Origin of the sequence: Noviherbaspirillum galbum, assembly GCF_010974945.1 — a bacterium.
In the GTDB taxonomy this organism is placed as follows: domain Bacteria; phylum Pseudomonadota; class Gammaproteobacteria; order Burkholderiales; family Burkholderiaceae_D; genus Noviherbaspirillum; species Noviherbaspirillum galbum.
Genome location: NZ_JAAIVB010000021.1, coordinates 121,943 through 143,698, shown reverse-complemented (window position 1 = coordinate 143,698; position 21,756 = coordinate 121,943). Strand labels below are relative to the sequence as shown.

Below are 21,756 nucleotides of genomic sequence, written 5' to 3'. Positions count from 1 at the left end.
AGCGTCCTTAGTTCGAATCCGGTCCGGCATGGTGCGGCAATTCCAGGATGGCCTCGGCGTTGGACGGTGAAAAGCACTTGTCCGCCGCCGCCAGCCAGGGCAGCCACAGCATGTCGACATGCTCGCGCGGCGCGAGCACCACCGGGATGTCGCGCGGCACCAGCAGGCCGAACACGTGTTCCGTGTTGCGCGTCACGCCGGGCGCGTAGCGATGCCGCCACACCGGGTAGATGTCGTAGACATTGGAAAGTTGCCAGTTGCGCAGGTGATGCGAGGGCACCTCGTTCGGGGCGCGGCATTCTCCCGGGGTAACCCGGATGCCGGTTTCCTCGAAGACTTCGCGCATGGCGGTGTCGAAGAGCGCTTCACCGGCGCTGTCCTTCGAGCCGGTGACCGACTGCCAGAAGCCGGGCTTGTCTGCGCGTTCGATGAGCAGCACGTCGAGGTCGGCGGTGTATATCACCACCAGGACCGATTCGGGAATCTTGTAGGGCTTGTCCATGCGCGGGGTCGTCGTTGCCATCCCGCCATGGTAAACCAGGCGCGCCGGCCGCGCGGAAAGTTCAGAAGCTGCCCGCGAACTGGTAGCGGTTTCCCGGATGCCACATCGTTGCCACCGACGCCACCTGTCCCTTGGACAAGGTGCGGCGCTTGAGCACGAGGCAAGCCTCGCGCGCGGAAATCTGCAGCATGTCAGCCACGTCCTTCGGCGGACACAGCGCTTCGATGCTGTAGTTCACGCCCTGCAGCGGCGCGGCCGCCATCAGGTATTCGTTCGGCGTGAGGACGGAGAAGTCCTGCTGCATGTATTCCGGCGCCACCTCGGGATTGACCCAGCGGTCCTCGACCTGGATCGGGATCTCGTTCTCGAAGTGCACGATGATCGAGTGGAACAGCGGCTGGCCGGACTTGAGGCCGAACGCCGCCGCCAGCGCCTCGTTTGCCCGGGCCCGCTCCAGGCGGTGCAATTCGCTGCGGTGCGCATGCCCGCGCGCGCGCACCTCCTCGGCGATGCTCCTGATCTCGACCAGCGTCGCCTGGTACTTGTGCTGCGCGACGTAGGTGCCCGAGCCTTGCACGCGCGTCAGGATCTGTTCGTCGGTCAGTTCCTTCACTGCCCGGTTGACCGTCATGCGCGACACGCCGAATTCCTTCGCCAGCGCCTGCTCCGAAGGAATGGCGTCGCCTTCCTTCCAGTGACCCGACTGTATCTGCGCAAGCAGCGTGTTCTTGATGTGCAGAAACGCGGGTATGCGGGCCGGTTCTTCCTGCGCAGCGATGTCCTCGCCTGATTCCTTCATGCAACGTGCTCCTGCTGGCATTCCATTATTTCAATCGTTACCGCCACCATAATTTGTATGGTCAATTGCGTCAAGTCTTGCGCAAGTTGTCTATACAACTTATAGTGTGCGTGTGGCGGCCGGCTGGCGCTTTCCCTGCCTCACCCTGCCCGATGGCCGCTCATTACCTCATTTCAATGGAGACAAGAAGATGACGCTTTCCCGTCCCGCCAGGCTGTACATGGTTGCCGCCGTGGCTTCCGCTTTCATCGCCGCCCCGGCCTTCGCCGACATCAAGATCGGCTTCAATGTTCCGCTGACCGGCTTCGCGGCGGCTGACGGCAAGTCCGCGCTGGAAGGCGCGAAGCTGGCCGTGGCGCAGGCCAATGCCAAGGGCGGCGTCGCCGGCCAGAAGCTCGAACTCGTGATCTACGACGACCAGGCATCCGCCAAGGAAGCGGTGCCGGTCGCCACCAAGCTGGTGGAAAAGGACAAGGTCGTTGGCGCGGTATCGGGTTCCTACTCCGGCTCCACGCGCGCCGCCGCAGGCATCTTCCAGCAGGCCAAGGTGCCCTACGTGGTGGCCTATGCCATCCATCCCGAGATTACCCTGACCGGCGACTACATGTTCCGCGTCTCGGCCATGGGCGAAGTCCAGGGACGCGCCGGCGCGATGCTTGTGCAGAACCTTGGCAAGAAGAAGGTCGGCCTCGTCACGCTGAAGAACGACTTCGGCCAGGCGCTCGCCGCCGGCTTCAAGGAAGGCGCAGCCAAGCTCGGCCTGCAGGTCGCCGGCGAATACGAATACGGCATGCAGGACCGCCAGTTCGGCGCGCTGGTCTCCAAGCTCAAGTCCGACAACCCGGACGTCATCTATGCGTCGGGCTATTACTTCACCGCCGGCCCGCTCGTGAGCCAGCTCCGCGCCGCCGGCGTGACCGCGCCCATCATCGGCCAGGAAGGCTACGACTCCGACAAGTTCATGGAAATCGCCGGCCCGGCTTCCGAAGGCGTGTACGTCACCACCTCGCTCGACCGCGATTCCGATTCCGCGGCAACGAAGACCTTCCTGGCGGACTACCACAAGGCCACCGGCAGCAACGCGGACATGGTGGCGGCCTCGTCCTACACCGCGACCAGCGTGCTGATCGAAGGCTTGAAGAAGACCAACGGCAAGGGCGGCGACGAGCTGAAGAATGCCCTTACCAGCGGCAGCTTCGACACCCCGATCGGCAAGCTGGCCTTCAACGACCTGCATGAAGTGAAGAAGGACGTGCAGGTGCAGGTGGTGAAGGACAAGTCCTTCCACCGGCATTCGGTAATCTCGGGTCCGATGCTGACGCCGCCTTCTAAGCCGGCGAAGTAACTTCAATTTTCCTTCCTTTCGCGTCCCCTCCCCTTGAAGGGGAGGGAGACCCGGAGGAGGGCGATCCACCTATCCAAGGATTCATCATGCTCTTCCTCGAGCTTACCGCGCAGGGCCTGGTCCAGGGCAGCATCTACGCGCTCGTCGCGCTCGGGCTGACGCTGGTCTACGGCCTGCTGCGCATCCTGCACGTCGCGCATGCCGCGCTGTTCACGCTCGGCGGCTACCTCGGCGTCATGGTCACCAATGCCAGCGGCAGCCTCGCACTAGGCTTTGCCGTGGCGATGATCGTTGCCGGAATCGCCGGCATCGCCATGTACCGCCTCTGCTACGAACCGATGCTGAAGCAGCCTCCCTTCGTGGCGCTGATCGCTTCCATCGGTCTCTACATCGCTTTCGAAGAACTGTTCCGCATCCTGTTCGGCGCTTCCGGCCTGTCCTACCAGGCGCCGCCGCTGCAGCAGCAGGTCAGCCTGTTCGGCGGCCTGCAGTTCAAGCAGGCGGAAATCCTTGTCATGGTCAGCACCGCCGCCATCATCGGCCTGCTCGGCTACCTGCAGACCCGCACCCGCGTCGGCGTCGCCTGCCAGGCGACCGTTTCCGATCCGCAGATGGCGGAGTCCTTCGGCATCCGCCTGCGCCAGGTGCGCGACCTCAACTTCTTCGTCGGCTCGGCGCTTGCCGGTTTCGCCGGCGTCTGGGTGGCGCTGCTCAACAACCTGGTCGAACCGACCATGGGCAGCGTGCCTTCCTACAAGGGACTGGCCATCATCGTGCTGGGCGGCATGGGCTCGGTGCGCGGAACGCTGCTGGCGGCGCTGGTGCTTGGCGTGGTCGAATCCTTCGGCACCATCTACCTCGGCAAGCTGCTGGACCGCAACGCCATCGCCTTCGCCTTCCTGATCGCGGTGCTGATGCTGCGCCCGCAAGGCCTGTTCGCAAGGAGCTGACCGTGGAATATGAAATTTCCCTCCTGACCTCGATGGCGATCAGCGTGCTGTTTGCCCTGTCGCTCAACCTGATCACCGGATTCTGCGGCCAGATCAGCCTGGGCCACGCGGCCTTCCTCGGCATCGGCGCCTATCTGTCCGCGCTGCTGTCGAAAGCCGGCCTGCCCTTCATCGCAACGTTGCCGCTGGGGATGCTGCTCGCCGGGCTGATCGGCGTCGTCGTCGGTCTTGCCAGCCTGCGGGTTCGCGCCGACTTCCTCGCCATCACCACCATGGGCGTGGGCTTCCTGTTCGTCGGCATCGTGCGCCAGCAGGACTGGCTGGGCGGCGAACTGGGCGTGTCGGCGATCCCGGATTCCGGCTTGTCCAAGACCGGCTTCATGGTTTTCAGCGTCGTCCTGGCGGCAGCCACCGCCGCGCTTTGCCTCTATATCCGCAAGTCGTGGATGGGCCGGGTGTTCAACGGCGTGGCGGAAGACGAAGACACCATGCGCGTGCTCGGCATCGACGTGCCGCGCTACAAGCTTGCGGCCTTCGCCATCGGCACCGCCCTCGCGGGCCTTGCCGGCGGCCTCTATGCCCAGCACCTGAAGTTCATCGGCCCGGACAGCTTCGGCTTCGTGGAATCGGTGACGGTGCTGTCCATGGTCGTGGTCGGCGGCATCGGCTCGGTCGCCGGCGTGACCATCGGCGCTGCGGTCATGAGCGCCTTGCCGGCATGGTTCCAGTTCATCGGCGACTACAAGCTGCTGGTGTACGGCGGCCTGCTGTTCCTGATGATGCGCTTCTCGCCCGGCGGCATGGCGGCGATGGTCACCCGTGTCGTGCAACGGACCCAACGCAACGGAGGTGGCGCATGAAGGCCGCACCATTGCTCCAGGTCGACCAGGTGACCGTGCGCTTCGGCGGACTCACCGCGATCGACAAGGTTTCCTTCGACGTCCTGCCCGGCGAGCTGCTCGGCCTGATCGGCCCCAACGGCGCCGGCAAGACCACCATGCTGCGCGCGATCACCGGCGTGGTGCGCGCCACCGAAGGCGACGTCCGCCTTGCTGGCGAAAGCCTAAAGGGCCTACCCATCCACCAGCGCATCCGCAAGGGGCTGGCCCTGTCGCAGCAGCTGGTGAAGCCGTTGCGCGACATCTCGGTGCTGGACAACGTGGCGCTGGCGGCCGGCGCCGCGCGCACCGCGTCGCCGCTGCAGGCGCTGATGCACGTGTCGCAGGAAGAGGAAGCGCGCATCGGCCGCGAGATGCTGGCGCTGGTCGGCATCGCCGCGCATGCTGCGCAGAAGCCGGGCATCCAGCCGCTGGGCGTGCTCAAGCGTCTCGAGATGGCGCGCGCCCTGGCGCTCCGCCCCAAGCTGCTGCTGCTCGACGAACCGCTGGCCGGACTGAATTCCAAGGAAGCGCACGCGCTGGCCGAGACCATCGCCGACATCAACCGCCAGGGCACGACCATCGTGCTGATCGAGCACAACCTCGGCGAAGTGATGCGCATCTGCCAGCGCCTCGTCGTGCTGGACAACGGCCGACGTATCGCGAAAGACGTCAGCGACCCGCGCCAGGTGATGAACGATCCCGCCGTGCGCGCCGCCTACCTTGGCGGCGATACGCTAGCGGAAAGCCAGGCCATGCAACACGCCGAACAAGGAGTGCGCCATGCTTGAACTTCAACAATTGTCTTGCGGCTACGGCGCCTTCGAAGCGGTGCACGACCTCTCGCTCTCGCTGCGTCCCGGCACCATCACCGGCCTGATCGGCGCGAACGGTGCCGGCAAGTCTTCCACCCTGATGTGCGTGGCCGGTCACGTTGGCCTCAAGGGCGGCAGCATCCGCTTCGACGGCCAGGACATCGGCATGCTAGCGCCCGAACAGCGCGTGCGGCGAGGCATCGCCATTTCGCCGGAAGGACGCCGCCTGTTCAAGGACCTGAGCGTGGAAGACAACCTGCGCGTGGGCGGCCTGGTCCAGCCCGCTGCCCGCTTCCGGCAGGACCGCGACTACGTGCTCGGCCTCTTTCCCCGCCTCGGGGAACGACTGCATTCGTTGGCGGGCAACCTGTCCGGCGGCGAACAGCAGATGCTGGCCATCGGCCGCGCCCTCATGACCCGTCCGCGCATGATCATGATCGATGAACTTTCCCTTGGCCTGATGCCCAAAGTCATCGACCTCTGCTACAGCGCCCTGAAGCAGCTGCGCGCCGACGGCATGACTATCTTGCTGGTGGAACAAAACACCGACCGCGTGCTGTCCGTGGCCGACGACGTCTGCGTGCTGGAATCCGGCCGCACCGTCTGGCAAGGCCGCGCGGACGACGCACGCAACAACTCCGACTTGACCGCGGCCTATCTCGGCCTGCATTGATGATAAGGAAAACACCATGAACTCCATGACCGAAGCGAGCAAACTAAACAACGATCCGCGCTGGGACGAGAGCCGTGTCATCCGCGCGCCCCGCGGCAGCGAAAAGACCTGCAAGAGCTGGCTGACCGAGGCCGCCTACCGCATGATCCAGAACAACCTCGATCCCGAAGTGGCCGAGAACCCGAAGCACCTCGTGGTCTATGGCGGCATCGGCCGCGCCGCGCGCAACTGGGAATGCTACGACCAGATCCTCGCCACGCTGAAGGAGCTGAACGACGACGAGACCCTGCTCATCCAGTCCGGCAAGCCGGTCGGCGTGTTCAAGACCCACGAAGACGCGCCGCGCGTGCTGCTGGCCAACTCCAACCTCGTGCCGAAATGGGGCAACTGGGAACACTTCAACGAACTCGACCGCAAGGGTTTGTTCATGTACGGCCAGATGACGGCCGGCAGCTGGATCTACATCGGCAGCCAGGGCATCGTGCAGGGCACGTATGAAACCTTCGTCGAAGCCGGCCGCCAGCACTTCAACGATGACTGGGCGGGACGCTGGATCCTGACCGCCGGCCTTGGCGGCATGGGCGGCGCGCAGCCGCTGGCCGCCACGCTGGCCGGCGCGGTTTCCCTCAACATCGAATGTCAGCAGAGCAGCATCGACTTCCGCCTGCGCACCCGTTACCTCGACAAGCAGGCAAGGGACATCGACGATGCCATTGCGCTCATCAAGCACCATACCGCCCGCAAGGAAGCCGTTTCCATCGGCCTGCTGGGCAATGCCTCGGAGGTGTTGCCCGAACTCGTGCGCCGCGCGCAGGCCGGCGGCATCAAGCCCGACCTCGTGACCGACCAGACCTCCGCGCACGACCTGATCAACGGCTATCTGCCGATGGGCTGGACCGTCGAGCAATGGAAGGCGGCACAGCAGGATCCGTCGCAGCATGCGCGCCTCACGGCCGATGCGGCGAAGTCCTGCGCCGCGCACGTGCAAGCCATGCTCGACTTCCACGCCATGGGCATTCCCACGGTGGACTACGGCAACAACATCCGCCAGGTGGCCTTCGACACCGGCGTGAAGAATGCCTTCGACTTCCCCGGCTTCGTTCCGGCCTACATCCGCCCGCTGTTCTGCGAGGGCAAGGGTCCGTTCCGCTGGGTGGCGCTGTCCGGCGATCCGGAAGACATCTACAAGACCGATGCCAAGATCAAGGAACTCTTCCCGGAGAACAAGCATGTGCACCACTGGCTCGACATGGCGCGCGACCGCATCGCCTTCCAGGGCCTGCCGGCGCGCATCTGCTGGCTCGGCCTGGGCGAGCGAAATCTCGCGGGCCTGGCATTCAACGAGATGGTGAAGAATGGCGAGCTGAAGGGTCCGATCGTGATCGGCCGCGATCACCTCGACACCGGCTCGGTCGCCAGTCCGAACCGCGAAACCGAAGGCATGCGCGACGGCACCGACGCGGTGTCCGACTGGCCGCTGCTCAACGCCCTGCTCAACACCGCGGGCGGCGCGACCTGGGTGTCGCTGCACCACGGCGGCGGCGTGGGCATGGGATATTCGCAGCATGCCGGCATGGTGATCGTTGCCGACGGCACGGACGCGGCGGCGAAGCGGCTGGCGCGGGTACTGGTGAATGACTGCGCCTCCGGCGTGATGCGGCATGCGGATGCGGGGTATGAGCAGGCGGTGGCGTGTGCGAAGCGGTTTGGGCTGACGCTGCCCATGGTGAAGTAAGCGCGCAAAGCGCCGCATTATGATCCCCTCCCCTTCAAGGGGAGGGCCAGGGTGGGGATGGGTTTCGGTCGCGAGTAAAGAACAGCTTTAACACCGAAAGCAAGCAAAGAACGGCATCCATATCGCCAGCGAACTCAATTCTGTTCCTTGCAGCTCGAAAGAACCCCATCCCCACCCTAACCCTCCCCTTGAAGGGGAGGGAACCTGGCACTGACAAAAGGATCGACATCCCCATGACCACCACCCTCACCATCACTCCCGGCCAGCTCAAGCTCGCCGACCTGCGCCAGATCTGGCAATCCGCGCCCCGCATCGAGCTGGCCGCCGGCGCATACGACGCCATCAATGCCTCCGCCGCCATGATCAGCAAGATCGTGGAACGCGGCGCACCGGCCTACGGCATCAACACCGGCTTCGGCAAGCTGGCCAAGACACACATTCCCAATGACCAGCTCGAACAGCTGCAGCGCAACCTGATCCTCTCGCATTCGGTGGGCAGCGGCCCGCTGCTCGACGACGCGGTGGTGCGCCTGATCCTGGCGATGAAGATAGGCAGCCTGGCGCGCGGCTTTTCCGGCATCCGCGCCACGGTCATCGACACCATGATCGCCGCCTACAACGCCGGCGTCATGCCATGCATTCCCGCGAAAGGTTCCGTCGGCGCCTCGGGCGATCTCGCGCCGCTGTCGCACATGACGCTGGCGCTGATGGGCGAAGGCGACGTTCGCGTTGACGGCAAGATCTTGCCGGCGCGCGAGGCCTTGCTGCAAGCCGGCATCCCGCCAGTCACGCTGGCGGCCAAGGAAGGCCTGGCGCTGATCAACGGCACGCAAGTGTCGACCGCGCTGGCTCTGAATGGCCTGTTCCATGCCGAGCGCATGCTGGAAGCGGCAACGGTGGCAGGCGCGCTTTCCGTCGATGCCGCCAAGGGCAGCGATGCGCCCTTCGATCCGCGCGTGCACGCGGTGCGCGGCCAGCCCGGCCAGATCGCGGTGGCGAAGATCACCCGGACGCTGCTGTCCGGCAGCGAGATCCGCCGCTCGCACCTCGAAAACGACGAGCGCGTGCAAGATCCGTACAGCCTGCGCTGCCAGCCTCAGGTCATGGGCGCCTGCCTGGACATCATTGCCAATGCGGCGCGCACGCTGCTCACCGAAGCAAATGCCGTCACCGACAATCCGCTGGTGTACACCAAGGAAGGCGACGTCATTTCCGGCGGCAATTTCCACGCCGAACCCGTGGCCTTCGCCGCCGACACCATCGCGCTGGCGATCGCGGAAATCGGTGCCCTCTCCGAGCGCCGCATCGCGCTGCTGATCGACGCCACGCTGTCCGGCCTGCCGCCTTTCCTCGTCGCGTCCTCCGGCCTGAATTCCGGCTTCATGATCGCGCACGTCACCGCCGCCGCCCTGGCGTCGGAGAACAAGTCGCTGGCGCATCCGGCGAGCGTGGACAGCCTGCCGACCTCGGCCAACCAGGAGGACCACGTCAGCATGGCGACCTTCGCCGGCCGCCGCCTGCACGAGATGGCCGACAACACCGCCACCATCATCGGCATCGAACTGCTGGCCGCCGCGCAGGGCGTGGACTTCCACCGTCCGCTGCTGACCTCGCCGATGCTCAAGCAGGTGCACGAGCAATTGCGTTCCCGCGTCCCCTTCTATGACAAGGACCGCCTGTTCGCGCCAGACATCGAGGCTGCCAAGCGGATGGTCCTGTCCGGCGAAACCAGCCTGTCGTGCAAGGACCTGTTCAACGGCCTGTATCCGGACTAAGCGAGGAATCACCATGCATACGCAAGCTGACATGCAGCAGTGGCGAGGACGGGTCGACGCGCTGGAAGGCGAAGCGGGCAAGCGCTGGCACCAGGTCGTCTCGCCGGAACTGGCGGCCCCATCCGGCAAGGGCATTGCCCTCGTCGGCTTCGCCTGCGATGCCGGCGTGGCCCGCAACCATGGCCGCATCGGCGCCAGCAAGGGCCCTGCCGCCACGCGCGCCGCCCTGGGCAACATGCCGGTGCATGCCTGCCGGTCCATCGTCGATGCCGGCGACATCGCTCCCCGCCAGCAAGGCGATCATGACGGCCTGGAAGAGGCGCAGCAGGAACTGGCCGCGCGCATCGACGACATCCTGTCCTGCGGCCGCCTGCCGGTCGCTCTTGGCGGCGGCCATGAGATTGCCTTCGGTTCGTTCAGCGGACTGGCGCGGCACCTCGCGGCCCGGCCCGGTGTGCCGCGCATCGGCGTGATCAACCTCGATGCGCATTTCGACCTGCGCATGGCCGAGCAGGCAAGTTCCGGCACGCCTTTCCGGCAGATCGCCGAGGACTGTGCCAGCCGCGGCTGGGCCTTCAACTACTGCTGCCTCGGCATCAGCCGCTTCGGCAATACCGAAGCCCTGTTCGAGTGCGCGCGCAAGCTCGGTGTCCGCTGGCGCCTCGATGAAGAGATGAGCCTGCTGCACCTGGGCGAAACGCTGCATTCGGTGCAGGACTTCCTTGCCGGCGTCGATCATGTGTACTTCACCACCTGCCTCGACGTGCTGCCCGCGGCCACGGCGCCGGGCGTGAGCGCTCCCGCCGCGCGCGGCGTATCGCTCGAGGTGATCGAGTCCATCGTCGATGCGGTGGCTGGCAGCGGCAAGCTGCGCGTGGCCGACATCGCCGAACTCAATCCCGCACATGACATCGACCAGCGCACTGCGCGCGTGGCCGCTCGCCTGGTCGCGCGCATCGCCGATGCCTACTGCGCGGCCCGGACGGAAGATGCGCAAGCTTAGCGCGTCGGATTTCTCCGTCATGCCGTGGAAGAACGGCGGGGGAACAACGACCCAGCTGGCGGTGCATCCGCACGGCGCCGGCATCGATGGCTTCGGCTGGCGCGTCAGCATGGCCAGCGTGGCGTCGGATGGACCCTTCTCCGCCTTTCCCGGCGTGGACCGTTCGCTGGCCATCGTCGATGGCGCCGGCCTGCGTATCGCCGGGCCAGCCATGCCGGAGCAGGTGTTGCTTCCGTCGAGTCCGGTGTTCCGCTTTCAGGGCGAAGCGGAAATTCATGCATCGCTGGCCGGCGGTCCCGTCACCGACTTCAATGTCATGACACGGCGCGCACAGTGGCGCCATGCGCTCGAACGCATCCGCCTGCAAGGCGACCTGACATTGGGCGGCGCCGACGGGGCGCTGGCATTCTGCCTTCATGGCAGCATCACGTGCGGCACGATGACGGTGCAAGCCGGGGAAGCCTTGCAGGTCGACGTCGTCGACACCCTGCGATTTTCAACGCGGACCACCGCCACATTTTTCCTTGCACGATTTTTCGAAGGACAAGCACATGTCTGAACAACTGCATTGGGATGCCTTGTGGACAAACGTTCACCTGGCCACGATGAGCGACGGCTATGGCGAGATCCGCGACGCCGCCATCGCCGTCAAGGACGGCCGGATCGCCTGGCTTGGAAAGCATTCAGACTTGCCGGCGCACCGCGCCGATGCGGTGCATGACGGCCAGGGTGGCTGGATCACACCTGGCCTGATCGATTGCCATACGCACATCGTCTACGGCGGCAGCCGCGCCGACGAGTTCGAGGCCCGGCTCAATGGCGCCAGCTACGAAGACATTGCCAGGCGCGGCGGCGGCATCGTGTCCACGGTGCACGCCACGCGCGCCGCGTCGGAAGACGAACTCTATGCGGCGAGCCTGCGGCGGGTGGCCGCGCTGCTCGCGGAAGGCGTGACCACGCTGGAGATCAAGTCGGGATACGGCCTCGACCTGGAAAGCGAACGCAAGATGCTGCGCGTGGCGCGGCGCATCGGCCGCGAGCTGCCGGTGCGGGTGATGACGACCTTCCTCGGCGCCCATGCCCTGCCGCCCGAGTATGCCGGCCGCGCCGACGATTACATCGACTTCGTCTGCGAAGTCATGATGCCCTCGCTGGCGGAAGAGGGCCTGGTGGATGCGGTCGATGCGTTCTGCGAAAAGATCGGTTTCACCGCGGCGCAGACCGAGCGGGTATTCGAGCACGCCGCCAGTCTGGAATTGCCGGTGAAGCTGCATGCGGAGCAGCTTTCCGACCAGGGCGGCGCAGCGTTGACAGCGAAGTACCGCGGCCTGTCGGCGGACCATCTCGAACATCTGTCCGAGGCCGGCATCGCGGCGATGCGCGCGGCCGGCACGGTCGCGGTGCTGCTGCCCGGCGCCTTCTACTTCCTGCGGGAGACGAAGCTGCCGCCGGTGCAAGCCTTGCGCGCGGCCGGCGTGCCGATCGCGATCTCCACCGACTGCAACCCCGGCACATCGCCCATGACCTCGTTGCTGCTGGCGATGAACATGTGCTGCACCTTGTTCCGCATGACGCCGCTGGAAGCGCTGGCGGGCGTCACCAGCCACGCGGCAAGGGCCTTGGGCATCGCGGCAGAGACCGGCTTGCTGGCGGTCGGGAGGCGCGCCGACATGGCCTTGTGGGACGTGGCGAGCCCCGGCGAACTGGCGTATGCGATTGGTGGGCGACCATGCCGTTCCGTCGTGACGGCAGGCAAGGCGCGGCGAGTGGATCTTCTCTAACGCTCAAAAAATCGGCGATTCCGGCAACTTCCAGGCGTTGTCTTACTCATAAGGAAGACGCACTTTACGCAGTCTTTCCTTCGAGGAAGCCGATGACCAAACCACGAACCGGCCAGGCGCCATCCAAGCTCGGCCGCGATGAATTCCGCATTCGTTTCCTGTCCACCTTCGAGCAGTCGTCCTACGATGGCGTGCGACAGGCCATCGACCAGATCGAAGCTGTCGCCTGGGACAACTATGCGCATGGACGCAAGCCCTTGCGCACGGAAAAGGCGGGGCAAGGCTACGCCGACCCTGACTACGACCTGTCGGTGGAATGGCGCGAGGCAAGCGAGAAACTGAAGGCGGCGGAAAAGCGGCAGAAGGATCCGAGGACTGCGTCGCGCGTACTGATCATCTGCGGTTCCGATCGCAACGATGGCAGCTGCCCGGGGGAGATGTCCAAGAGCTACCGCCTCACGCAGATCGCGCGCATGGAACTGGAGGCGGAGGGCATCGAGGTGGACGTGCTCGACCTCAGCCTGCTCATCTCGGACTATGACCGCCACATCCATCCCTGCAAGGGCTGCGTCTCCACCGCCATGCCGCTCTGCCACTGGCCGTGCAGCTGCTATCCGAATTATTCCCTGCGCCAGACCGGCGACTGGATGAACGAGATCTACGAGCGATGGGTGTCGGCGCACGGCATCATCATGATTTCGCCGGTGTACTGGTACCAGTCGCCGAGCGCCCTCAAGCTGATGATAGACCGCCTGGTGTGCGCCGACGGCGGGAATCCCGACCCCACGTCGACCTCGGGCAAGAATGCGGAGAAAGCCAAGGCGATCGAGATGGAAGGCTGGGATTATCCCAAACACCTTGCGGGACGTGCCTACGGGCTGATGATCCACGGCGACGTGGCCGGCATCGAAGGCACGCGACGTGCGTTGTCAGACTGGCTGGACTGGATGGGATTGATCGACGCCGGCCCGCAGGCGCGGCTGGACCGCTACATCGGATATTACAAGCCGTATGCGGAAAGTCACGAAACGCTGGATGGCGACGTGGCGGTACAGGGTGAGATGCGGAACGTGGCGCTGGCGGTTTGCAATGCAGTGCGGCAGCTGCGAGCCGGGCAGCTGCGGCAGCCGGATGGGGAGTTGAAGCGGATTCGGCCGAAGTAGCCGAGGCGAGGTGCTACTGCCCTTCGATGACCAGCCGCTTCGACACGTCCAAGGTGCGCAAGAGGGTTTCCACGATCAGGTCGGATGTTGCGTGTTCTCCGCCAATGGCGAAGTAAGCAAATATCATCTTGTTTTCCAGGTCGATGCCAAACCAGAAGGGGAAGGCGCTTAGCCTGGTCGCCTGGCAATTGAGATACGTTGCCAGGAGAACCAAGGCGCCTTCCTGTTCAACCGAGACGTCTTGCCATGCAATAGACCCCATGATCGTCGATGTGTCGCCGTGGCTTGCGATGCGAAGTCGAATCGGACGATCCTCATGAAGAAACTCGACGAAACCATCTCCGCTCTCTACGATTTGCGAACGGAGATGGTTGGGTACCGCGAACAACAATTTCTCATGCATGTGTAGTGACATGTTGGTTCCGCTTCAAGCATCGAGGGAAAGTCAAAGCGACGGCTCCCGGTCGTCCGGTTGATGCACTTATCCCAGGTGCGCGCGCTCGCCTTGCGCGATCTGAACCGATTCATGCTGGTATGCGGTAAAAAGGCAAATCTTGGCAAATTGTTTTTCAAGGGAATTCAGGCTGCCATTGCTCAGCCGATGTTCGAGTTCATCCAGCTGCGTATGGTATTTTTCGTCCAGTGCCTGATGGCTGGGCGTGCCTTTGAAGATGGATTCGAAATCGGACAGCGTCAGGCCTTTTTCCTTCATCTGGGTACGCAACCCCATGGACGCATGCAACTCGTTCATCATGGATTTGAAGGAACCGACTGCAAGGGCACGATCTCCGTCAAGGAATGCCAAGGCATGGCCCAGCAGGGGCTTCGCATTCTTGATCGCGGTATCGATCAGTTCGAACTCTCCCATGCCCAGCGCCCTGCCGCCATTTGCCTGAAGATGCTGATTGATGGCTGCCTGCGTATCGAGTGACAGAAGAGACTGATGAATTGGCGAGCCGAGATTGATTGGCATGCTGATTTCCTAATATTGGCGACAGATGGTTTCGAGGATGAGTTGCTCCGGTCCTCGGAATTTGCCCTTTGCAGGCAAGACGCTCAAACAATATTAGTGGTCAGAAATAGATTAAACCTTGAGCAACACCTTTTCGACTTCCCGCTTCACCATCCCCGCCCCAATCCCCCGCATGCAGTTGTGATGCCCCAGCGGACACTCCCGCTGCCTGCAGGGCGCGCATTCCAACCCAAGATACAACGACGCCGACCTGTCGGAAAACGGCGGCGCGTGGTTCGGATCGGTGGGCCCGTAGATCGCCACGATCGGCCGGTTGAGCGCGGAGGCGATGTGCAGCAGCCCGGAGTCATTGCTGACCATGGCATCGGCCCGGGCAATGATGGCAATGGCTTCGGCGAGCGAGGTCTTGCCGGCCAGGTTGCGCACGCCCGGCGCGAGGGCAAGAATTTCGGCGGTGACCTCGGAATCCTTGGGCGAACCGAGCAGCACGATTTGCGTTTCCAGCCGTTCCGCCATGAGCTTGCGCGCGAGTTCGGCAAAATAAGACGCCGGCCAGCGCTTGGCGGAGCCGAATTCCGCCCCGGGTGCGAAAGCGATGAGCCTGTGTTTCGGGTCGAGCCTGTGCCTGACCAGCGCCTGCGCCAGCGCCTGTTCGTCCACCGCCATCGCGGGACGCGGCAACGACGGGGGCAATGGCACGTCGCGCTTCGGCGGCATGGCCAGCGCCGCGTAGAACGACACCATCGGCCGCGGCGCCTTCGGATCGTCATGATGCATGACGTTGATGAGGCCATAGCGCATCTCACCCTTGTAGCCGACGCGTTTGGGAATGCCGGCCAGCCAGGGGATGAGCGCGAACTTCAGGGTGTTGGGCAGCACGTAGGCATCGGCATAACCGCGCTGCTTCAGCATCCGCGCGTACTTGCGCCGCTCGCCCCATTGCAGCTTGCCATGCCGGAACGGCGCTTCGAGCACCGTGTCCACCTCGCCCATCGCCTGCCACACGGGTGCCACCCAGGTCGGCGCAAGCACGTCGATCGGGCGCTCCGGGTGCGCATCCTTGAGCAGGCGCAGCAGCGGCTGGGCCATGACGGCATCGCCTATCCAGTTGGGCGATATGATCAGCGTGCGCGGCACGCCGGCGACGGGCACGGTCATGCGGGCAGGCTCACTTGGTGCGCGGCACGCGGCCCATCAGGAAGAACTCCTCGTTCGGCCGCATGGAAATCACGTTCGCCATGCGGTTCGAGAGGCCGAAGAAGGCGGTGATGGCGGCGATGTCCCAGATGTCTTCATCGTCGAAGCCATGGCGGCGCAGTCCGGCGTAATCGTCGTCATTCACTTCATGCGAACGCTCGCAGACCTTGATCGCGAAGTCGAGCATGGCTTTCTGGCGCGGCGGGATGTCAGCCTTGAGATGGTTGACAGCCACCTGGTCGGCAACGAGCGGCTGCTTGGCATAGATGCGCAGCAGCGCCCCGTGGGCCACCACGCAATAGAGGCAATGGTTGCGGGCGCTGGTGGCGGTGACGATCATTTCGCGGTCGGCCTTGGACAGGCTGCCGGTTTCCTTGAGCATCAGCGCGTCGTGGTAGGCGAAGAAGGCGCGGAATTCCGCCGGGCGGTGCGCCAGCGTCAGGAACACGTTGGGCACGAAGCCGGCCTTTTCCTGCACGGCGAGGATGAGCTCGCGGATGTCGTCGGGCAAGTCCTGGAGCTCGGGAACGGGGAAGCGGGAAATCGACGGTGCGGACATCACTCTGGCTCCTTCGTGAATTGAAGTTGGTGAAGATTGGCATACACGCCCTGCCGCGCGAGCAGCTCGGCGTGGGTGCCGGATTCGGCGATGCGGCCTTCCGACAGCACCACGATGCGGTCGGCGCGTTCGATGGTGGACAGGCGGTGGGCGATGACCAGCGTGGTGCGGCCATGCATGAGCTCGTCGAGCGCCGCCTGCACCGCACGCTCGGACTCGGTGTCGAGCGCCGAAGTGGCTTCGTCGAGGATGAGAATGGGCGCGTCCTTGTAGATCGCGCGGGCGATCGCCAGGCGCTGGCGTTGTCCGCCGGAGAGCCGGTTGCCGTTGTCGCCAACCTGGGTCTGGAGGCCTTCCTGCAGGCCGGCGATCACGTCCGACAGGTGCGCGGCCTTCGCGGCCGCCTCGATGCGCTTCGGATCGGGATGCGGGTCGCCATACGCGATGTTGGCGGCCACGGTGTCGTCGAACAGCACCACTTGCTGGCTGACCATGGCGATCTGCGCGCGCAGGCTGGCCAGAGACAGGTCGGAAATCGGCCCTCCATCGAGCAGGAGCTTGCCGGCGGTGGGCGCATGGAATTCCGGCACGAGGTTGACCAGCGTGGACTTGCCGCCGCCCGACATGCCGACGAAAGCCACCGTCTCGCCGGGTGCGACGGAAAGGTCGATGTGCGACAGCGCCGGCTTGTGCTGGCCGGGATAGGTGAAGCTGACATCCACGAAATCGAGCCGGCCGCGCGCCCGGGCGGGAAGCGTCTTGCCGCCGCTGCGCTCGGGCGGTGCGTCGACCAGTTCGAACACCGCGTCCGCCGCCGCCAGGCCGCGTTGCAGCGGGCCGTTGACTTCGGCGATGCGCTTGAGCGGCGTGAGCAGCATCAGCATGGAGGTGATGAAGGCGACGAAGGTGCCGACCGTGGTCTGGTCGTTCTGCGCCTGGACCAGGGCGATCACGATCACGACGGACACCGCCATGGCGGCGATGCTTTGCGTGATCGGCACGGTGGCGGCGAAGGTGCTGCTCATGCGCATCGAGTAGCTGCGGAGCTGCTCGGCGCGCTGCTCGAAGCGCTTGCGCTCGTAGTCCTGTCCGCCGAAGATCTTGATGACCTGCTGGGCGCGGGTGGTCTCCTCGAGCACCTGGGTCATGTTGGCGTTCACGCCGAGATAGTTACGCGTGAGCCGCTGCAGCCGCTTGCCGGTCACGCGCACCACGATGGCGGTGGTGGGGATGAGGACCAGCGTGATCAGCGTCAGCTGCCAGTTGTAGTAGAACAGCACGGCCAGCAGGCCGGCGGCGGTGAGCGTGTCGCGGATGAGCGAAGTGATGACGTTCTTGATCATGTCGATGATCTGCTGCGTCTCGAACATCATGGCGTTGATGACGCTGCCGGTGGAATGCTTCACGTAGAAGTCGATCGGCACGTCGAGGATGCGGTGGAAGACCGCGCGCCGCAGGTCGTTGAGCAGGCGCGTGGTGACCCAGGTCATCATGTATGTCGTCATGAAGGTGGAGACGCCGCGCACGATGAACAGGCCCACGAGGAAGGCGGGCACCAGCCAGAGCGAGAAGCTGCGGTCGGGCTTGAAGCCCCGGTCGAACAGCAGTTCCATCAGCTTGGTCAGGGCCGGCTCGGTGCTCGCCGTGAGCACCATGCCGACCAGGGCCAGCAGGATGCGGTTGCGGTAAGGCGGCAGCATCCTGGCGAGGCGCTTGAGGTTGGGGGGCAGTCGCATCAGGTAGTCAGGGGTAAGCTTGCGGTAAGGACCGGGCTGCAAAAGCGGCTACAATCCATGCGGCGCCGATTCCCGCGGCGCGCAGCGAACATGTGCGTTATGAAACTCTCCGTCATCCTCATCACCAAGAATGAAGCATCCAACATCCGCGCATGCCTGGAGAGCGTCGGCTTTGCAAATGAATGGATTATAGTGGATTCGGGTAGCACGGACGGCACGGCGCAGATCGCCCGCGACTTCGGCGCGACGGTCATCGAGACGCCGGACTGGCCGGGCTTCGGTCCCCAGAAGAACCGTGCCCTGGATGCCGCGACCGGCGACTGGGTACTGTCCATCGATGCCGACGAACGCATCACCGAGCCCCTGCGCGACGAGATCCTGGCGGCGATGCGTGATGGCGCGCACGCCGCCTACGCCCTGCCCCGGCTGTCGAGCTTTTGCGGTTACTTCATCCATCACTCCGGCTGGTATCCGGACCATATCGTTCGTCTTTTCCGTCGCGGCGCGGCCCGTTTCTCGGACAGCCTGGTGCATGAGTCGCTGCGCGTGACGCAGGGAACGACCGGCCGGCTGGCGTCGCACATGATCCACTACAGCTATCTCGACGATGAATCGGTGCTGCACAAGCTCAACCACTACTCCACGCTCGGCGCGAAGCAGGCCTTTGCCGCCGGCAAGCGCGGCGGCCTCGGCAAGGCGGTGGGCCATGCCTTGTCCGCCTTCCTGCGTTCGTATGTGTTCAAGCGCGGCTTCCTCGACGGCCGCGCCGGGCTGATGGTGGCGATCTCCGCCGCCGAGAGCACCTATCACAAGTACCTGAAGCTGATGCTGCTGTCCGAACAAGCTGCCAAAGGCATTCCCCGACGATGAAGACCAGGCTGACTCCCTCGCACATTCTCATCTGCCGCACCGACAACATCGGCGACGTGGTGCTGACCCTGCCGCTGGCCGGGTTCCTGCGGCAACGTTTCCCGGCGGCGCGCATCGGCTTCCTGGTGCGCGGGTACGCCGCGCCCATGGTGCGCTGTTGCAAGGCGCTCGATTACGTGGTCGAGCTCGAGCAGCTAGGCGATGCCGCGGAGGAATTCTCGCGATCCGACGTCGACACCATCATCTTTGCCAAGCCGGACAAGCGCCTGGCGCGGGCCGCGAAGAAAGCCGGCATCCGGAACCGCGTCGGCACAAGCCATCGCTGGTTCCACTGGCTGACTTGCAACCGCCTCGCGCATTTCAGCCGGGTCAAGTCGGACCTGCACGAAGCGCAGCTCAACTTCAAGCTGCTCAAGCCGCTGGGCATCGATTACGTGCCCGCGCTGCAAGACATCCCGGCCCTGTACCACCTGCAGGCGCCGGACCATCCCGGCCTGCCGGCGTTGCCGCGCGAACAGCTCAACATCGTCATTCATCCCCGCTCGAACGGCAACGGCCGCGAATGGCCGCTGCGCAGCTTCACCGACTTGGCGCGCCTGCTCCAGACGCAGGGAAAGATCAGGTTGTGGGTGACCGGCAGCGCCGGCGAGGGGGAATGGATCGCGCGCCATGCGCCCGACCTGATCGGCATGCCGAACGTCAACAACATGTGCGGCCGTTTCGGACTCGACGAGCTGACGGCCTTCATTGCCGCATGCGACGGACTGGTCGCGAGCGGCACCGGACCGCTGCATCTGTCCGCCGCCCTGGGCCAGCGCACGCTGGGATTGTTTCCACCGATGCGTCCCATCGACCCGGGGCGCTGGGGCGCGCTCGGCGCGCGGGCGCAGGTACTGGTCAAGCCGACGGGCTGCGATGGCTGCAGCGATCCGGCGGACTGCGCCTGCATGCGCAACATCACGCCCAAGGACGTGGCCGACGTGATCGATGGCTGGGAGAAACAGGTCTTCCACAACGGCACGCCGTAAACGCAAGAACGGGAGACAGGTTTCCCTGCCTCCCGTTGTCGTGAATCCTGATCCGGAATTATTTCTTGGCGGCGTCTGCCTTGGCATCGGCCTTGTCTGCCTTGGCTTCGGCGGCGGCTGCGGTCTTGTCGGCCTTGGCTTCTGCCTTGTCCTTGTTGGCTTCCGCATCAGCCTTGGCTTTCTTCTTGTCAGCCTTGGCTTCTGCCTTCATGGCCTTCTTGTCGGCCTTGGCGGCTTTCTTTTCTGCCTTGGCGTCGGCTTTGTTCATGTCCTTGTTGGCTTCGGCGGCGGCGGCCGGCTTGTCGGTGGTGGTAGCAGGCGCGGTGTGGCTTGCTGCGAAGGAAGCGGAAGCGAACAAGCCGGCGATCATGAGGGCGATGATTTTTTTCATGAGAGTTTCCTTTTCAGAGTTGGTTGTACACGAGGTGCGTGTAACTCTAAAACGATGGTCTCCTGGCATCGCTGACATAGGATAAGATTCGTTACAACTTGCACATGCGCTTGCGGTACATCAATCTTTCCCAGTCTCATTAAGCACGTCAACGCTCCCAAGGCGGAACCGGCGTGAAGTGCGCCATCAAGTGATCGATGAAGGCCCGCACCTTGGGCTGCATGTAGCGGTTAGGCGGATAGATCACGTAGAGACCCATGTTTGGATTGGCCACCGTGTCGTGCAAGATCTCCACGAGCTGCCCGGTCTTCAGGTAGTGCCCGAGGATGTACTTCGGAAACAGCACGATGCCCATGCCATCGACCGCGAGCTGCAGCAACACTTCCGAACTGTTGACCCTGCACCGGCCCTTAGGATGCAGCACCCATTCCTTGTTCCCCGCGAGATAGCGCCAGTCGGTCCGCGCTGCCGGAATGCCCTGGTACATCAAGCACTGGTGGTCCTGCAATTCTTGCGGCGTGCGCGGCGTGCCGTGGCGTTCGAGATAGGACGGCGCCGCGCACGTCACCCACCGCACCGGCGCGATCTGGCGCGCCACCATGTTGGGCAAGGGCTTGTCCGTGATGCGGATGGCGAGGTCATATCCGTCATCCACGATATCCATGGTGCGGTCGCTGGCATGCAGGTCGATCTCCACATGCTCGTGGCGCTCGAGGAAGCTCTGCAGCGCGGGCGCGAGGTGCAGCGACGCGAAGATCACCGGAGAGGTGATGCGCAGCACGCCGCGCGGTTCCGCCTGCAGCTGGGTGACGGTCTCGCCGGCGGCATCGATCTCCTGCGCGATGCGCTGGCAATGTTCATAGTAGGCGGCGCCGATCTCCGTCAGGCTCATCCGGCGCGTCGTCCGCTGCAGCAGGCGCACGCCCAGCGCGCTTTCGAGCTGGTTGATCTGCTTGCTGATCTGCGACTTCGAAGTCTTGAGCGCATCCGCCGCGGCGGAAAAGCTGCGTGTCTCGACGACCTTGGCGAAGGTGATCATCCCTTCCAGGTTATTCATGCCGGCTCCTTGATTGTTCTTCCATGCGAACAATCTTATTCCATCTTGATGGATTGTAAAGCCCGAAGAATAAATCATACTGTGCTCCATGGGCCGACATCACCGGCTCTTTCAGGAGAACGCCATGAGCGCCAACCTTCATTCCCTCGTCGCCCCCCTTCCCTCGCCCTCCAACCTGACCAACGTGACCAACTTGACGAACGCGGCCGGCCCGCGCTGCGGCGGCCAGGTACTCGAACTGACGGCCCGCCAGCACCTGCGCCTGCTCGATGCCAGGGACTGGAGAGTCGTCGTGCTCGAAGGAGAACTATGGATCACCCAGGATGGCGACCTGCGGGACGTGGTGCTGTCGCGCGGCGAAGAACATGTCATCGACCGCGATGGCCTTGCCCTGTTGTCGCCGATGGGCCATGCGCGCTTCGCGATCCATGGCAACCAGCCCGGCCATCAAGGCGGTTTGCGCAACACGCGCCGCACCGCATTCAGCCTGCAACCGGCGCTGGCCTGAGTTTGCCGCAAGGAGCGC

At 64.4% G+C, this 21,756-nt stretch carries 23 protein-coding genes; 14 read left to right on the top strand and 9 right to left on the bottom strand.

Annotated elements, in window-relative coordinates:
* Positions 1-7 precede the first annotated feature (7 nt).
* Positions 8-502, bottom strand: coding sequence for a dihydroneopterin triphosphate diphosphatase (gene nudB, locus G3574_RS07580; protein ID WP_163961681.1), 495 nt, complete (start codon positions 500-502; stop codon positions 8-10).
* Positions 503-563: 61 nt separating this feature from the next.
* Positions 564-1,301, bottom strand: a complete 738-nt coding sequence (gene hutC, locus G3574_RS07575) for a histidine utilization repressor (RefSeq protein ID WP_163961631.1) — start codon at positions 1,299-1,301, stop codon at positions 564-566.
* A gap of 190 nt (positions 1,302-1,491) precedes the next feature.
* Between hutC and G3574_RS07570 the strand changes: the two genes are divergently transcribed.
* The 11 genes from G3574_RS07570 (at position 1,492) to G3574_RS07520 (ending at position 13,419) form a co-directional block, all read left to right on the top strand.
* Positions 1,492-2,646, top strand: a complete 1,155-nt coding sequence (locus G3574_RS07570) for an ABC transporter substrate-binding protein (RefSeq protein WP_205609692.1) — start codon at positions 1,492-1,494, stop codon at positions 2,644-2,646.
* A gap of 86 nt (positions 2,647-2,732) precedes the next feature.
* The gene (locus tag G3574_RS07565) at positions 2,733-3,596 is read left to right on the top strand and encodes a branched-chain amino acid ABC transporter permease (protein WP_163961629.1); all 864 of its coding nucleotides are present in this window, start codon (positions 2,733-2,735) and stop codon (positions 3,594-3,596) included.
* 2 nt (positions 3,597-3,598) lie between these two features.
* Positions 3,599-4,456, top strand: coding sequence for a branched-chain amino acid ABC transporter permease (locus tag G3574_RS07560; RefSeq protein ID WP_328804757.1), 858 nt, complete (start codon positions 3,599-3,601; stop codon positions 4,454-4,456).
* Positions 4,453-5,265 (top strand): ABC transporter ATP-binding protein, encoded by an 813-nt coding sequence (locus G3574_RS07555; RefSeq protein WP_163961627.1) that lies wholly within the window; start codon positions 4,453-4,455, stop codon positions 5,263-5,265. Before G3574_RS07560 ends, G3574_RS07555 begins: the two co-directional genes overlap by 4 nt.
* Entirely contained in the window at positions 5,258-5,962 is a 705-nt protein-coding gene (locus G3574_RS07550) for an ABC transporter ATP-binding protein (protein ID WP_163961625.1), read from the top strand. The genes G3574_RS07555 and G3574_RS07550 overlap by 8 nt, the downstream gene beginning before the upstream one ends.
* A 16-nt stretch (positions 5,963-5,978) precedes the next feature.
* Positions 5,979-7,697, top strand: a complete 1,719-nt coding sequence (hutU, locus tag G3574_RS07545; protein ID WP_163961623.1) for a urocanate hydratase — start codon at positions 5,979-5,981, stop codon at positions 7,695-7,697.
* Between the two features lie 233 nt (positions 7,698-7,930).
* Complete coding sequence (gene hutH / locus G3574_RS07540; protein ID WP_163961621.1) at positions 7,931-9,472, top strand: histidine ammonia-lyase; 1,542 nt, start codon at positions 7,931-7,933, stop codon at positions 9,470-9,472.
* A 13-nt stretch (positions 9,473-9,485) separates the two neighbouring features.
* Positions 9,486-10,475, top strand: a complete 990-nt coding sequence (gene hutG / locus G3574_RS07535; RefSeq protein WP_205609691.1) for a formimidoylglutamase — start codon at positions 9,486-9,488, stop codon at positions 10,473-10,475.
* Positions 10,462-11,034 carry a HutD/Ves family protein gene (locus G3574_RS07530; protein ID WP_163961619.1) on the top strand — a complete coding sequence of 191 codons (573 nt, stop codon included), beginning with the start codon at positions 10,462-10,464 and terminating at the stop codon, positions 11,032-11,034. The genes hutG and G3574_RS07530 overlap by 14 nt, the downstream gene beginning before the upstream one ends.
* A complete protein-coding gene (hutI, locus tag G3574_RS07525) occupies positions 11,027-12,256 on the top strand; it encodes an imidazolonepropionase (RefSeq protein ID WP_163961617.1) in 1,230 nt (409 codons plus the stop codon). Before G3574_RS07530 ends, hutI begins: the two co-directional genes overlap by 8 nt.
* Positions 12,257-12,348: 92 nt before the next feature.
* The gene (locus tag G3574_RS07520) at positions 12,349-13,419 is read left to right on the top strand and encodes a flavodoxin family protein (RefSeq protein ID WP_163961615.1); all 1,071 of its coding nucleotides are present in this window, start codon (positions 12,349-12,351) and stop codon (positions 13,417-13,419) included.
* A 13-nt stretch (positions 13,420-13,432) separates the two neighbouring features.
* Here G3574_RS07520 and G3574_RS07515 read toward each other — a convergent pair whose 3' ends face one another.
* The 5 genes from G3574_RS07515 to msbA form a co-directional block, all read right to left on the bottom strand.
* Positions 13,433-13,834, bottom strand: coding sequence for a hypothetical protein (locus G3574_RS07515; protein WP_163961613.1), 402 nt, complete (start codon positions 13,832-13,834; stop codon positions 13,433-13,435).
* A gap of 66 nt (positions 13,835-13,900) precedes the next feature.
* Positions 13,901-14,392: a hypothetical protein gene (locus tag G3574_RS07510; protein ID WP_163961611.1), complete on the bottom strand. Its 492-nt coding sequence runs from the start codon at positions 14,390-14,392 to the stop codon at positions 13,901-13,903.
* 111 nt (positions 14,393-14,503) lie between these two features.
* A complete protein-coding gene (gene waaF / locus G3574_RS07505; RefSeq protein ID WP_205609690.1) occupies positions 14,504-15,550 on the bottom strand; it encodes a lipopolysaccharide heptosyltransferase II in 1,047 nt (348 codons plus the stop codon).
* A gap of 10 nt (positions 15,551-15,560) precedes the next feature.
* A complete protein-coding gene (locus G3574_RS07500) occupies positions 15,561-16,148 on the bottom strand; it encodes a peroxidase-related enzyme (RefSeq protein ID WP_163961609.1) in 588 nt (195 codons plus the stop codon).
* Positions 16,148-17,884, bottom strand: a complete 1,737-nt coding sequence (msbA, locus tag G3574_RS07495; protein WP_163961606.1) for a lipid A export permease/ATP-binding protein MsbA — start codon at positions 17,882-17,884, stop codon at positions 16,148-16,150. Before msbA ends, G3574_RS07500 begins: the two co-directional genes overlap by 1 nt.
* Positions 17,885-17,983: 99 nt before the next feature.
* On the opposite strand from msbA, the gene G3574_RS07490 reads away from it, so the two are divergent.
* Entirely contained in the window at positions 17,984-18,754 is a 771-nt protein-coding gene (locus G3574_RS07490; RefSeq protein ID WP_163961604.1) for a glycosyltransferase family 2 protein, read from the top strand.
* Positions 18,751-19,782, top strand: coding sequence for a glycosyltransferase family 9 protein (locus tag G3574_RS07485; protein ID WP_163961602.1), 1,032 nt, complete (start codon positions 18,751-18,753; stop codon positions 19,780-19,782). The genes G3574_RS07490 and G3574_RS07485 overlap by 4 nt, the downstream gene beginning before the upstream one ends.
* Positions 19,783-19,840: 58 nt before the next feature.
* Here G3574_RS07485 and G3574_RS07480 read toward each other — a convergent pair whose 3' ends face one another.
* A complete protein-coding gene (locus G3574_RS07480; RefSeq protein WP_163961600.1) occupies positions 19,841-20,173 on the bottom strand; it encodes a hypothetical protein in 333 nt (110 codons plus the stop codon).
* Positions 20,174-20,321: 148 nt separating this feature from the next.
* Positions 20,322-21,230, bottom strand: coding sequence for a LysR family transcriptional regulator (locus G3574_RS07475; RefSeq protein ID WP_163961597.1), 909 nt, complete (start codon positions 21,228-21,230; stop codon positions 20,322-20,324).
* A 124-nt stretch (positions 21,231-21,354) separates the two neighbouring features.
* Here G3574_RS07475 and G3574_RS07470 point away from each other — a divergent pair, with 124 nt between their 5' ends.
* Positions 21,355-21,738: a DUF2917 domain-containing protein gene (locus tag G3574_RS07470; RefSeq protein ID WP_163961595.1), complete on the top strand. Its 384-nt coding sequence runs from the start codon at positions 21,355-21,357 to the stop codon at positions 21,736-21,738.
* Positions 21,739-21,756: the final 18 nt, after the last annotated feature.

Excerpts from the sequence above, each read along its gene's own strand:
- G3574_RS07480 (WP_163961600.1), bottom strand. The coding sequence starts at position 20,173 with ATGAAAAAAATCATCGCCCTCATGATCGCCGGCTTGTTCGCTTCCGCT.
- hutU (WP_163961623.1), top strand. The coding sequence starts at position 5,979 with ATGAACTCCATGACCGAAGCGAGCAAACTAAACAACGATCCGCGCTGG.
- G3574_RS07470 (WP_163961595.1), top strand. The coding sequence starts at position 21,355 with ATGAGCGCCAACCTTCATTCCCTCGTCGCCCCCCTTCCCTCGCCCTCC.
- waaF (WP_205609690.1), bottom strand. The coding sequence starts at position 15,550 with ATGACCGTGCCCGTCGCCGGCGTGCCGCGCACGCTGATCATATCGCCC.
- hutG (WP_205609691.1), top strand. The coding sequence starts at position 9,486 with ATGCATACGCAAGCTGACATGCAGCAGTGGCGAGGACGGGTCGACGCG.
- G3574_RS07555 (WP_163961627.1), top strand. The coding sequence starts at position 4,453 with ATGAAGGCCGCACCATTGCTCCAGGTCGACCAGGTGACCGTGCGCTTC.
- G3574_RS07565 (WP_163961629.1), top strand. The coding sequence starts at position 2,733 with ATGCTCTTCCTCGAGCTTACCGCGCAGGGCCTGGTCCAGGGCAGCATC.
- G3574_RS07475 (WP_163961597.1), bottom strand. The coding sequence starts at position 21,230 with ATGAATAACCTGGAAGGGATGATCACCTTCGCCAAGGTCGTCGAGACA.
- G3574_RS07485 (WP_163961602.1), top strand. The coding sequence starts at position 18,751 with ATGAAGACCAGGCTGACTCCCTCGCACATTCTCATCTGCCGCACCGAC.
- G3574_RS07520 (WP_163961615.1), top strand. The coding sequence starts at position 12,349 with ATGACCAAACCACGAACCGGCCAGGCGCCATCCAAGCTCGGCCGCGAT.
- G3574_RS07530 (WP_163961619.1), top strand. The coding sequence starts at position 10,462 with ATGCGCAAGCTTAGCGCGTCGGATTTCTCCGTCATGCCGTGGAAGAAC.
- hutH (WP_163961621.1), top strand. The coding sequence starts at position 7,931 with ATGACCACCACCCTCACCATCACTCCCGGCCAGCTCAAGCTCGCCGAC.
- hutI (WP_163961617.1), top strand. The coding sequence starts at position 11,027 with ATGTCTGAACAACTGCATTGGGATGCCTTGTGGACAAACGTTCACCTG.
- G3574_RS07515 (WP_163961613.1), bottom strand. The coding sequence starts at position 13,834 with ATGTCACTACACATGCATGAGAAATTGTTGTTCGCGGTACCCAACCAT.
- msbA (WP_163961606.1), bottom strand. The coding sequence starts at position 17,884 with ATGCGACTGCCCCCCAACCTCAAGCGCCTCGCCAGGATGCTGCCGCCT.
- hutC (WP_163961631.1), bottom strand. The coding sequence starts at position 1,301 with ATGAAGGAATCAGGCGAGGACATCGCTGCGCAGGAAGAACCGGCCCGC.
- G3574_RS07550 (WP_163961625.1), top strand. The coding sequence starts at position 5,258 with ATGCTTGAACTTCAACAATTGTCTTGCGGCTACGGCGCCTTCGAAGCG.
- nudB (WP_163961681.1), bottom strand. The coding sequence starts at position 502 with ATGGACAAGCCCTACAAGATTCCCGAATCGGTCCTGGTGGTGATATAC.
- G3574_RS07500 (WP_163961609.1), bottom strand. The coding sequence starts at position 16,148 with ATGTCCGCACCGTCGATTTCCCGCTTCCCCGTTCCCGAGCTCCAGGAC.
- G3574_RS07510 (WP_163961611.1), bottom strand. The coding sequence starts at position 14,392 with ATGCCAATCAATCTCGGCTCGCCAATTCATCAGTCTCTTCTGTCACTC.
- G3574_RS07490 (WP_163961604.1), top strand. The coding sequence starts at position 17,984 with ATGAAACTCTCCGTCATCCTCATCACCAAGAATGAAGCATCCAACATC.
- G3574_RS07570 (WP_205609692.1), top strand. The coding sequence starts at position 1,492 with ATGACGCTTTCCCGTCCCGCCAGGCTGTACATGGTTGCCGCCGTGGCT.